Origin of the sequence: Bacillus sp. H1a (genome assembly GCF_000633475.1) — a bacterium.
GTDB lineage: Bacteria > Bacillota > Bacilli > Bacillales > Bacillaceae_G > Bacillus_A > Bacillus_A paramycoides.
This window is the reverse complement of the sequence record NZ_AYMH01000042.1, coordinates 156834-169644: the sequence shown is the minus strand read 5'-3', so window position 1 is coordinate 169644 and position 12811 is coordinate 156834. Positions and strand designations below refer to the sequence as shown.

Here is a 12811-nt window from a genome sequence, read left to right as displayed (position 1 = left end):
AAAATGTTACTATCACATATTATGGGGATGAATCACATTATGTCTATTTCAACTTTAGCTCTCTTATTATTAGCGGAAGTACTCGTCGCCATTATTCTCATCGGTATTAGCATTGAAATTTGTAGTTACGGATGGAAAAAATCAAATGGAGTCAAATACACTTGTCTCTTGCTTTCACTCCTTCTTGGAACCGCTAGCATACTCGGACTTTTCGCTGCACCTGCCTATTTCTTTATACAGCTAACAGAAAAAGGCTTATAAGAAAGGATGTTAATATGATTACCGTGAAAAATATTGATGGATCTGAAACTTACGTATTACGTCAAAAAATTTTGCGCCCTAATCAGCTATTAGCAGATTGTAAATATTCTTCCGACTACGAAGTAGACACCTTCCACTTGGGTGCCTTTGTAAACGATGAACTGATTAGTATCGCTTCCTTCTCAAAAGAAATATATCCTGACTTACCAACAGGTGTTCATTATCGACTACGTGGAATGGCAACATTACCAAACTTTCGAAACAAACACGCTGGAAGCTCCTTAATCCATAAAGCCGAGCAAATCTTACAAGAGCGTAACGCAAACATTTTATGGTGTAATGGCCGAATTACTGTAGCTGACTATTACAAACGATTAGGTTTCCACGAACATGGTGAAATCTTTGAAATTGAACCGATTGGCCTTCATAAAGTTCTGTATAAAAAGATATAAGAAAAGCTTTCCTCAATACGGGAAAGCTTTTCTTATATTTCAATCTTCATTTTTTATCTTTTTCATATATATGTATATAAACAAGCTAGGAACTAAAAAACAAGCAAACATAATAAGTCCTGTTATACTAATTTCCTTTATCGAAATATCTGGTGTTACAATGATACAAATAGCTAAAATCCCAATAACAATCCCAACTGGAATGAATAATAATTTCATGAAATAACTACGAGATACTCCCCCTGTATGCTCATACACTTCCACTGAATTTTTTAAGTTTAAAAAGTTAATAACTACTATCCCGCTGATAAATATCATTAATAAATCCGAAATACTTTCATATCCTGCCCCTTGCAAAACGTAGCGATAAAAAACAATACCTAGTATGACGATATTCTGTAAGATGAAAGCCAATCTAACATGTTTTAACCCTTCAATCATTAAACGTTCATCTTTCACGATTTTCACCCTATCACTCCTTTTCCTCCCAAAACAAATCATTCAATGTTTTATTTACCGCATAACAAATTTTTAAACATAAATCTAGAGACGGATTATACTTCCCCTTCTCAATTAAACTAATCGTTTGCCTTGTAACGCCTACTTTTTCTGCTAATTGTTGCTGTGTTAAATCTAACTGAACACGCGCGACTTTTATTTTACTTACAGCCATTCATGTTCCTCCTCCGCCCTTATTGTAACATATATATTCCATTTAGTAATTTATAATTTACAAAACGCATTTGAATTTTACCTTATCCCGCATTAACGGGCAGTAAAACTCCCACCTCAAAATTCGGCTGAAGCAAAGAAGTTAGGTGGGAGATCAACTGCCCGTAAACGCCCGATTGGTTCAACTAATAATAAGCGGGGGATGAACCCCCCCACTTATTATAGTTTCACTTTATTATACACAAAAAAGGAGCCTCTCATAAGAAGCCCCCTTTCCTATCTCTATATTATAAGAATAAATGACATCCAAATAAAATTGTAAATAAGTATAGTAACGGATGTACTTCCATCCCTTTCCCCTTCACGATTTTTAAGATTGGATACACTAAAAATCCGATTGCAATTCCATTCGCAATACTAGATGTTAACGGAATACCTACGAAAATTAAAAATGCTGGTAATGCATCTTCAAATTCATTCCAATTAATATCACGAATGCTTTGTGCCATTAAGCTACCTACTATAATTAATGAAGGTGCTGTAATAGCTGCTACACTTGATAAAGAGGCAATAACAGGGCTAAAGAATGCCGTTATAATCGTTAAACAAACGACTACAATACCTGTCAATCCAGTTTTACCACCTGCCGCAATTCCGGCTGATGATTCAATTGTCGCTGCTGTAGGGCTTGTCCCAAAGATGGAGCCTGTCGTTCCGCCAATTGCATCTGCAATGAACGCCTTACCAAAGCGCTTTTCAGTGTTATCTGTATTTAAACCTGCTTGTTTAATTAAACCAAGCAAAGCCCCTGTTGTATCAAATAAAAGTACAAGTAAGAATGAAAAAATAACTCCATATAACCCGTATTGAATTACATCTGAAAATGCATTGATAGGGTTTGAAACAATAATTCCTTCTGGTAAATGTGGCATTGCCACAATCCTATCCTCAAACTTCAATTGCCCCGTAAAAAAAGCAATAATCCCTGTCACAATCATACTAATAAACAACGCACCACTAACGCGTAATACCATTAATACCGCTGCTAACACTAAACCAACTAATGTTAAGATAACAGCCGGTGAATGAAAGTCTCCGATTGTAACTAAGTTAGATGGATGATCAACGATAATACCTGAAAGTCGCAATCCGATAAAAGCAATAAATAATCCGATTCCACCTGCAATTGCATGTTTTAAACTGTCAGGAATTGCGACAATTAGCTTTTGTCTAAACGAGGTGAAAGATAATAAAAGAAAAATAATACCTGTCACAAATACTGCCGAAAACGCAATGACATATGTAATCCCCTCTGCCTGTTGAACCACAGAATAAGCAAAATATGCATTCATTCCCATAGCTGGAGCAATAACAATTGGATAGTTAGCTAAAAACGCCATACATAGCGTCCCAACAACTGTCGCAATAATAGTTGCCGTAAATGCTTGATCAAATGGTACACCTGCATCAGATAATATTTTCGGATTGATGACAAGAATATACGCAAATGTAAAAAAAGTTGTGATGCCTGCTAAAATTTCTTGCTTCACAGAAGTGTTATACTTTTGTAATTGAAACATACTTATGTACCCTTCCTACACCTGAATTATTATCACACATTCTTTTCTTATTAGTATGTGAGAAAATGTAACACTTAATCTTAACAATCAATAAAAAGAAGAGTCAATATATTCCCTAATAGTTAGAATTTTAAGTTTAAGTCTGACAAATTCAGATGTAGTACAGTGTATTATGATTATTTTTGTAGCATAACAGATAGAAATGTTTTATAATTTTAAATAGTTAAATATTTAGCAAACGCATTCAATTATTGTTCACTCTACAGGGGGGATTCTTCTTATGCAGCAAACAAACAAATCTGGATCTTTAAACCGCGGCTTAAAAGAACGACATATTACTTTAATGTCTCTCGGTTCAGCTATTGGCGTTGGACTATTTTTAGGATCAGCTTCCGCTATTAAACTAGCTGGCCCATCCATTTTACTAGGCTATATGATCGCCGGGCTCGTTATTTTTTTCATTATGCGTGCACTCGGAGAAATGGCAATTGAACAACCGGTTGCTGGCTCTTTTAGTAAATATGCAAATGATTACATCAGCCCACTAGCTGGGTATATTACAGGCTGGAATTACTGGTTTTTATGGGTTGTTACTTGTATGGCGGAAATTACAGCTGCAGGAATTTACATGCAGTATTGGTTCCCAGATATCCCACGCTGGATTTGGGCATTACTAGCTCTTTTATTAATGAGTGCTTTCAACTTCTTATCTGTAAAAGTATTTGGAGAACTTGAGTTTTGGTTTGCTCTCATTAAAATTGTCACAATTATCTGTATGATAGTAGTCGGCGCTGGTATTATTCTATTCGGATTTGGAAATGGTGGCGTTGCAACTGGTATTTCAAATCTTTGGGAACATGGTGGCTGGTTCCCAAATGGATTCTCTGGATTACTACTTTCCTTACAAATGGTATTATTCGCTTATTTAGGAGTCGAACTTATCGGTGTCACAGCTGGTGAAGCTCAAAATCCAAAAAAGACACTCGCAAAAGCAATTGATAACGTATTTTGGAGAATTTTACTGTTCTACGTTGGAGCTCTATTCGTTATGATGGCAATTTTCCCGTGGAACGAACTTGGCGAGAAAGGAAGTCCGTTTGTCTTAACGTTCCAACAAATCGGTATCGCAAAGGCAGCAGGTATTATTAACTTCGTTGTGTTAACAGCAGCCCTTTCATCTTGTAACGGTGGTTTGTTTAGTACAGGCCGTATGCTATTTACATTAGCACAACAAAAGAAAGCACCTGAAAGATTCGGTCGTTTAAATAAGAACGGTATTCCGAGTCAAGGAATTGTAGCAACTGCAATCGTTTTACTTGTTGGCGTTATATTAAACTATCTCGTTCCTGCAAAAGTATTTACTTGGTTAACTAGTATTTCAACTTTCGGTGCAATTTGGACTTGGGGCATTATATTAGTCGCTCAAATTAAATTCCGTAAAGGATTACCAGCACAAAGCAAACAAAAGTTAACGTATAAAATGCCCCTATACCCATTAAGTTCATATTTCTCACTCGGCTTCCTTGTGCTTGTACTAGGTATCATGGCCTATTCAGAAGATACACGAATCGCATTAATCGTCGGTCCAATTTGGCTTATCGGCTTAGCTATCGTGTATTATATGAAAGGTTTTCATAAGATTGATGAATCATCTAATTCAAAAATTAGTTAACTACGAAATCCCTTCCTTATTGATTGGAAGGGATTTTTTATTGTCTATACAAATATTTCTCAACAAAATTCACGGTATTTTTACAATTTTTTAATATATTTTATGTTTTCCGTCTTTATTTTTACAGAAAAATAAATTACATTATTAAAGCACATATATTTATTATTAGGGGGATTCTTCTATGAAGAATAAAAAATGGATTCAATTTTCTTTAGCAACAGCAATCACAATCAGTTTAGGAAGCGCCTATGTTCCATCTACTTATGCCGAAAGCTCAGTAGATCCTGCTCCTGAAATTGCTGCAAAAGTTGTAAATCAAAACAATGGGAAGAAAGTATTATTCGATAATACTCACGGTCAAACGGCTGGGACAGCTGACTGGGTTATTGATGGCGGTTTTTCTGATTTCGGAAACGGCATTGCCCAAAACGGATATCATGTAAAAGAACTTCGTAAATCAACACCTATTACATACGACGATTTAAAAAATTACAATGTATTTATCATCCCTGAAGCAAATATTCCTTATAAAAAATCTGAACAAGACGCGATGTTACAATACGTAAAAAATGGCGGCAGTATTTTCTTCATTGCCGATCATTATAATGCAGATCGTAATAAAAACCGCTGGGACTCTTCAGAAGTATTTAATGGATATAGACGCGGGGCATGGGATAATCCAGCAAAGGGAATGTCTAGTGACGAAACAAATTCACTAGCTATGCAAGGAGTAGAAAGCTCTGATTGGCTATCCGATAATTTCGGTATTCGTTTCCGTTACAATGCACTTGGTGATGTTTCTGCTAAAAATATTGTCTCTCCTGAGCAATCATTTGGAATTACAAATGGAGTTTCATCTGTAGCAATGCATGCCGGTTCTACTCTTGCGATTACAAATCCAAAACTAGCAAAAGGACTCGTATACCTTCCAGAAAACCCATCAAAATGGAATAATGCTGTTGATAGCGGTGTTTATAACGGTGGTGGTGTTGCAGAGGGGCCTTATGCTGCCATTGCAAAAGTTGGTCTTGGAAAAGCAGCCTTTATTGGCGACTCTTCTCCTGTTGAAGATGCATCGCCAAAATATGTTCGTGAAGATTCAGGCCAATCAAAGAAAACTTATGATGGTTATAAAGAAGAAAACGATGCTGTTCTATTAGAAAACATCGTGAATTGGTTAGCGAAGAAAGAAACATTTACAAGCTTAGATCAAGTGAATGGTTTACAGCTTGATGCACCTACAGCTTTACAAACATTTGAACAACCAAGTTTATCAACAGAACCACAACCAGAACCTTGGAGCGCGCCAAATCAAGGTTACCAATGGTTCAACACCAATACTTTTAAACCAGGTTCATACGGATACAACGGCGCAGTGACAGCGAGTGATTACGTAATTACGCATCCTACTATTCTACCGAATAATGAAGTATTTCAAATAAAAATTCAAGTAAATAACTTATTACCAAATACAACATATAATAATTATTCTTTAGGCATATTCACTTCTGGCGGGACACAAGTGGCAAAAGTTCAAAATACAAACGGCACTTGGCCATCTACTTTCGGATATAGCAGTGCATTCTCTTTCACAACAAATAGCTTAGGTTCTGCTGAAAAAATTGTAAATGTACAACTTGATTCAAATACAACTGGACAAGCAACACTTCGTCTACGTCAAAATACAACAGCGAAATATAATGAAACTGTAACGATTAATAAGAAGTAAAAGAAAAGGCAATCCGTATACGGATTGCCTTCTTTTCACTTCTATTCTTTTGAGAAAAACATTCTTGAAATAACAATACCTATACTACCAACTATTAAGAATAACACCGCTCTGATCATCATAGACACCTCTGGTAAGTCGAGAAGGAACAACTTCCCTACTGTTACTACTAATACGACTAAACCAGCATATAATATTTCATTCATATGTCTATTCCGGCCAAACCAAACTGCAAATAATGCATATACCATCCATAATAATGATACATATACGCTAATTATACTTCCATCGGTAGAAAGAACTTCACCGATTCTAGTAATTGTAATAAATACAATTACCATTAGCCAATAGAGCGCTATAGAATAAATATATTTTCCAAAACTCGCTAACATATGTTTCGCTTTTATCATGCCATAATAAAATGTCACTATTAAAATAATATGAGCTACAAAACCTGCTGAAATGAACTGATCAAACGGACTAAAGATTGTCTGTATCATCCCGATTGCATAAATTGTTGCACTTATATACAATTTCATGTTCTGTTTTACTTTAATAGAAGTAGCCACTCCTAGGAAACCTTGTAACAATAATACGATTGCTGCATTCACTAAACTGTACTCGTATAAAATCGCTAAACTAAATGATCCCATTGCAAAACCAAATAAAAGATTTGTAAATACAGAATGTCTATTCTTCCTATATTCAAGTACGAACATAGCGGTATGCACAAATGCACTAATAACTAGCCCCCACGTTGTAAATTCAGGTATTTTTGAAATGGCTAATATAAAGAAAACTGCGTTAGTACCAAATATTGCCAAGCGTGGTTCTTGTATAAAGCTTCTCTCCGTAAACGTATGCCAAAATAATAGTAAATGAATTATTCCGTATACAACCGTTAACTGCACTTGCAAATTCCCTACTAACATTGACATAACAGCAAAGAAAACAAATAGGACAATTGCAGCAACAACATAAGAAATCATATATAAGTACTTATAACGGTTTCTCAATGCGTACCATAATAAACTGATTGTTAATATCGTCTCATAGCTAAAGAAAACATACGTATTAGGAGTCGTACTATTTAACAAGAAAGGAACGAAAAATGCCCCTACCGCTACGAAAATAGCAAGGTATTCCGATTTATATCTTTTCGCTAAATAAATCCCTAAAATGACCCATATAATGTTGCAGATAAACGCAATACTTGCGGGAATAAACTCATATAAATAATGTGCTGCAAACGTCGTTAAAACAATACCTGTAATACTTCCACCAGCTAATACTAACCCTAATGCTTGCCGCTCTTTTTTAATTTGTATATCTCCTACATAATACAAACCGATAGATAGTGCTATACCAAACACAATCCGTATCGCTGGTGTTAACAACCCAGCATCTACTCCCGCTTTAAACAACCAAATAACCCCAAGTAACATAATACCGACAAATATGCGTGGTAACCATGTTTGGCAAAACTTTATAATATTAAATGGTTCTGGTTTAAATGCAGATATATCTACTTGTTTTACCTCAAGTTCTTGTACTGGCTCCCTTATCGTAACTGCATCCACTTGTAGCTTTTCATCCGTTACCGTTTCAATATATTCTTGCTTTTCCTCACTAACATTTTGTTGAACTTTATCTACTTCTATTTTTCTTTGCTGCGCTTTCAATTCAGAAAGTGTCTCTTGAATTGTTTCAATTGCTATTTCAAGTGCTTCTATTTTCTTATTTAAATCCTCCTTCATACACTCCCACCTCATCATTCATTTTAAACCTATATATTTCCAATTATCTTTATCATACTCCTAGTCTATTCATTTTCAATACTATTTTTCCAAAAAAGAAAGGTGTTTTCCGAAATAGGAAAACACCTTGTCACTTATTTATCCCGATTGGTGAGGGATAATAATCAGTGGGGGATGGACACCCCCCACTGATTAAAGTTTCACTTTATTCTTATTTATAGCAATACTAACGATTATACCGAGGCAAACACCTACAAACGCTGGAATAATCCAACCTACACCTTCTGTATAAAACGGAAGATTTTCTAGTAACGGTGTCCACTTATTCATCAATACACTTTTATTTAAAATATCCATTGCACTAAATAACGCTACAATCCCAATTGTTACCGAATATACGTAGACATACTTCCCAATATATTTATGAAACAACCCTAAAATAATGAGCGTTAATGCGATCGGATATATGAATCCAAGAATCGGTACCGATACTTTTAAAATTTGTGTTAATCCTAAATTAGCTAAAACCATACTAACAAAACTTAATATAAATGCCCAAACTTTATAAGATACTTTCGGAAATACACTAGCGAAAAACTGACTACAAGACGTAACAAGTCCAATTGAAACAGAAAGACAAGCGACAGTAAAAATAAGACCTAATAAAACTACCCCGCTCTGTCCAAATAACGTCGTCATGACTTGTGCTAACACTTTCGCACCGTTATCAAATGTACCTAATGAACCACTTATTGAACCAACATATCCAAGGATGACATAAATAATAGATAATAAAAGGCCTGCTCCAATACCAGCAATACTCATGTATTTCGCTATACCTTTATCATCTTCTACACCTTTTGCACGCAAAGCATTTGCAATAACAATCCCAAAGATTAAAGCCGCTAACGCATCCATCGTTAAATATCCATCTAAAAACCCTTGGAACATAGGAGCTTGTCCATAATTTCCAGCAGGCTCTTTCACACTACCTACCGGTGTAAACATACTCTTTATAAATATAAGAGCAATCATACATAATAATAGTGGCGTTAACACCTTTCCAAACAAGCCCATTAATTTAGATGGTGATAAACTTAACCAGTAAACAATACTAAAGAAAATAACCGTGTAAAATAATAAAGCTACGCTACCCATTTCTGGGAACAACTGACCTGGTCCCATTTCAAAAGCTAAACTTCCTGCACGTGGTATACCAAGCCCAGGTCCAATAAATAAATACACAATACACGGAAAAATAATTGCAAATGAGGAATGAACTCTACCTGCTAACGTTTGAAAGCTTCCTGCTTTCGCAATAGCAATAACACCTAATATCGGAAGACCTGTTGCTGATATAATAAAGCCTAACAACGCAATCCACACATGTTCTCCCGCTTCGTATCCAAGGAAAGGTGGAAATATAAGATTACCCGCTCCAAAGAACATAGAGAATAACATAAGACTAATAAGTAAAACTTCTTTTTTCTGTAACAATTTCATTTCTTTCTCCTTCTTCAATTTCATCTCAAACGGAATCAATTTCACACATAAGAAAAACGCGATAATCCGCTTCCTTACAAAGAAAACATAGTCCATAGTCTACCACAAAAGAAACACCCATTCTATAGCTACTTCCCTTTTCCAATTTCTTCTGAAAAATCAACCTTAATTGACTTTCAATAGTTAATAAAGTAAAATATTAAACAAATAAAACTATTAACTTTGTTTTTGTTTGTGTCAGGAGGAAAATAACATGGAATCAGCGATACAACTAGAAAAAGAACAACAAAGAAAAAAGAAACATCCTCCCGGTTTATATTTACTCTTCTTTACAGAAATGTGGGAAAGATTTAGTTACTATGGATTACGAGGATTATTAACATTATATTTAACAACAGCTTTAGTAAGTGGTGGTCTTGGGTTTAGTCCAGCGTGGGCACTCTCTATTTACGGATTTTATACTGGAGCTTGTTATTTCACTCCATTAATCGGTGGATACTTAACGGACCGTTTTCTAGGTAGACGAAAAGCCATCACAATTGGTGGTATAACAATGGCAATCGGTAACCTTACACTATTTGCCCTGCAAAACCAAGTCGGCCTATACCTCGGATTAGCGCTTATTATTATCGGTAATGGATTCTTCAAACCGAATATCTCTACACTTGTTGGAGAATTATACGAAGAGCACGATCCGAAACGTGATAGTGCATTTACAATTTTCTATATGGGTATTAACGTCGGTTCGTTTTTAGCTCCACTCGTTTGTGGATTTTTGTCAGAAAATTTATTCAAAACAACAGTTGATGGTGTTGTTCATTACGGATTCCGTTACGGTTTCTTAGCAGCTTCAATCGGAATGATTATTGGACAAATCTTATTTACAACACTATCTAATCGCTTCCTTGGTGATATCGGTAAAAAACCAACTCGCGATTTACAAACAACAGATGGGCAACCAACAGTAGGAAATACACCATTAACAAAAAAAGAAAAACAACATACAGCAGTTATCGTCATTTTAACGTGCTTCGTTGTCTTCTTCTGGGCTGGTTTTGAACAAGCTGGTAGTTCGTTAACATTATATACAAATAAGTTCGTTGACCGCTCCATATTCGGATGGGAAGTACCAACGTCTTGGTTCCAATCGGTCAATCCATTATTTATTATTTTACTTGCACCAGCCATTTCAGCATTATGGGCAAAACTTGCAACTCGAAAAAGTGGTGATTTAAAAATCCCAACAAAAATGGGACTTGGTATGATCTTACTCGGTATCGGTTATATCATTCTCGTTATGGCTACATTAAAAACAGGTAGTGATGAGCATAACATTACAGAAAAAGCAAACTTACTATTTATCGTCTTTACGTATCTTTTCCATACGTTAGGTGAGCTATTCTTATCACCTGTCGGGCTATCAATGGTTAGTGCTCTCGCTCCAGTAAAACTTGCTTCTCTACTAATGGGCGTATGGCTAGCAAGCTCAGGAATCGCCAACATTTTAGGTGGACAGCTTGCAAGCTTTACAACTTCACTTGGATATGCTGAAGTATTCACAGTTATCGGCGCTGTGGCGATCGTTTTAGGTTGTGTTTTATTATCGATTTCTAAAAAATTAGTAAAATGGATGGATTAAAAAAAGATGAGGGATTTCCCCTCATCTTTTTTTATTTCTTCGCCTTTGTTCCGACCAAATCGCCTGTAACAACAAAACGCTTAGAATTATCCTTAACAGATACACATGTAATAAGCGTTATCTCATCTTTTCCGTGATCCTCTACAACTTCCCACTTATCAGGAGTTACTTCAGATACACCTGTAACAGCATACTCATACTCATTTTCATTGTCATATAAATAAATTTTATCATTCTTCTTTAAAGTTGATACATCACTAAATAAAACACCTTTTTTTGACATATTATGTCCTGCTAATGCATAGTTTCCTTTTCCCATCACTTGATTCTCTTTTACAGTTGCCGCACCTGACAATAAATTCTTCTCAGTAGATGATTTTAAAACCGGTAGCTCTAACGAAAGACTCGGAATAGAGATTCGACCGATTACTTGTTTTTTATCTAACGATGCATTCGCTACTTCTGCCAAGTCTGGTTGATTAATTTTTGAAGCATCTACAAATTCTGTTTCATGCTTTTCATATGCCATCTTTTGAACAGCTTGTACATTCGCTGTCTGTGTCTTCTCTGCCTTATACCCATCATAGAATGGTTTTCCGATTAACACGCCACCTACAACAAATAGAAGGATTGCTACTATACTATAAATTCTTTGCTTATTCATATACAATTCCTTTCCCTTACAAAATCTTACTCTATATAAAATGATAAAATAATATTGCCATATGTACAAGTATAAGCTAAAAGAAACCTTCTTGCTGATGCAAGAAGGTTTCTTTTTAAGCTAATTTATTTCTGTATAGTGATACGTGGAAGACTGTCATTTGAATGAAATAAATTAAATATACAACATATAAAGGATATGCCGAAATATATAGATTCGCTACAGGAGTAAATATTAATAATCCAAGTGCGCAAGGCAATACAAACCATAATGAAACAAATGTTGTTCGACATGCCTTATCAGTAATTACCTTTTCACGTTCATCCTCTTGCGGAAATAATAAAGGGTACATCCAAAAATATGAGAATCCTTTATACTTTTTCTTATGTGATCTATAAAAAAATGCGAATACGATAGCTACAGTAAATATTAAGACGAACGGTGTCAAACTAATTGTTATTTCAGATGGGAACTTTTCATCTTTAATAATATCAGCAAACTGTATATAAAAACTGTAAAACTCTACAAACGCCCAGCATGCTAATGCACTATAAAATAAATTTATAACGTATGAAGCAACAAGTCTATTCATCCTCTTCCCCCTCCTTATTTAAAACAAACACATCTTCCATCTTTAACTCAAACACATCACAAATTGTCAGTGCTAGTAACAATGAAGGAACGTAATCCCCTTTTTCAATTGCCGCGATTGTTTGCCTCGTCACTCCAACCTTTTCTGCTAATACACTTTGTGTGAAATTAAAGCGAGCTCTTAATTCCTTTACTCTATTTAAAATGGTCAAATTTACCACCTCTCACCATCATTGTATGCTACCCTTAACAAAATGTAAACTCAACTTAACATTATTTTCACAAAAAAAT

General features: G+C 35.3%; 13 protein-coding genes. 5 read left to right on the top strand and 8 right to left on the bottom strand.

What is annotated here, in order from left to right; genetic code table 11:
* The first annotated feature begins 3 nt into the window (after positions 1-3).
* Complete coding sequence (locus tag U860_RS0119695) at positions 4-261, top strand: DUF4022 family protein (protein ID WP_071717603.1); 258 nt, start codon at positions 4-6, stop codon at positions 259-261.
* A gap of 14 nt (positions 262-275) precedes the next feature.
* Positions 276-713 carry a GNAT family N-acetyltransferase gene (locus tag U860_RS0119690; RefSeq protein ID WP_025149847.1) on the top strand — a complete coding sequence of 146 codons (438 nt, stop codon included), beginning with the start codon at positions 276-278 and terminating at the stop codon, positions 711-713.
* Positions 714-752: 39 nt separating this feature from the next.
* Here U860_RS0119690 and U860_RS0119685 read toward each other — a convergent pair whose 3' ends face one another.
* From U860_RS0119685 to U860_RS0119675, 3 genes are all read right to left on the bottom strand, one after another.
* On the bottom strand, positions 753-1181 hold the full coding sequence (locus tag U860_RS0119685; protein ID WP_025149846.1) for a hypothetical protein: 429 nt from the start codon (positions 1179-1181) through the stop codon (positions 753-755).
* Positions 1182-1185: 4 nt separating this feature from the next.
* Entirely contained in the window at positions 1186-1386 is a 201-nt protein-coding gene (locus U860_RS0119680; RefSeq protein ID WP_025149845.1) for a helix-turn-helix transcriptional regulator, read from the bottom strand.
* Positions 1387-1672: 286 nt separating this feature from the next.
* On the bottom strand, positions 1673-2965 hold the full coding sequence (locus tag U860_RS0119675) for an NCS2 family permease (RefSeq protein ID WP_025149844.1): 1293 nt from the start codon (positions 2963-2965) through the stop codon (positions 1673-1675).
* Positions 2966-3245: 280 nt separating this feature from the next.
* On the opposite strand from U860_RS0119675, the gene U860_RS0119670 reads away from it, so the two are divergent.
* Positions 3246-4637 carry an amino acid permease gene (locus U860_RS0119670; protein WP_002174905.1) on the top strand — a complete coding sequence of 464 codons (1392 nt, stop codon included), beginning with the start codon at positions 3246-3248 and terminating at the stop codon, positions 4635-4637.
* Positions 4638-4818: 181 nt separating this feature from the next.
* Positions 4819-6366: a DNA-binding protein gene (locus tag U860_RS0119665; RefSeq protein ID WP_025149843.1), complete on the top strand. Its 1548-nt coding sequence runs from the start codon at positions 4819-4821 to the stop codon at positions 6364-6366.
* A 41-nt stretch (positions 6367-6407) separates the two neighbouring features.
* Here the strand turns inward: U860_RS0119665 and U860_RS0119660 are convergent, their stop codons facing one another.
* Entirely contained in the window at positions 6408-8123 is a 1716-nt protein-coding gene (locus tag U860_RS0119660; RefSeq protein WP_029953039.1) for a DUF2339 domain-containing protein, read from the bottom strand.
* A gap of 192 nt (positions 8124-8315) precedes the next feature.
* Positions 8316-9650, bottom strand: coding sequence for a branched-chain amino acid transport system II carrier protein (brnQ, locus tag U860_RS0119655; RefSeq protein ID WP_029953038.1), 1335 nt, complete (start codon positions 9648-9650; stop codon positions 8316-8318).
* A gap of 229 nt (positions 9651-9879) precedes the next feature.
* On the opposite strand from brnQ, the gene U860_RS0119650 reads away from it, so the two are divergent.
* Positions 9880-11265, top strand: coding sequence for a peptide MFS transporter (locus U860_RS0119650; protein ID WP_025149842.1), 1386 nt, complete (start codon positions 9880-9882; stop codon positions 11263-11265).
* Between the two features lie 31 nt (positions 11266-11296).
* Here U860_RS0119650 and U860_RS0119645 read toward each other — a convergent pair whose 3' ends face one another.
* The 3 genes from U860_RS0119645 to U860_RS0119635 form a co-directional block, all read right to left on the bottom strand.
* Complete coding sequence (locus tag U860_RS0119645) at positions 11297-11929, bottom strand: class A sortase (protein ID WP_025149841.1); 633 nt, start codon at positions 11927-11929, stop codon at positions 11297-11299.
* Between the two features lie 115 nt (positions 11930-12044).
* Positions 12045-12521, bottom strand: coding sequence for a hypothetical protein (locus tag U860_RS0119640; RefSeq protein ID WP_025149840.1), 477 nt, complete (start codon positions 12519-12521; stop codon positions 12045-12047).
* Positions 12514-12732, bottom strand: coding sequence for a helix-turn-helix transcriptional regulator (locus U860_RS0119635; RefSeq protein ID WP_002167109.1), 219 nt, complete (start codon positions 12730-12732; stop codon positions 12514-12516). Before U860_RS0119635 ends, U860_RS0119640 begins: the two co-directional genes overlap by 8 nt.
* Positions 12733-12811 lie beyond the last annotated feature (79 nt).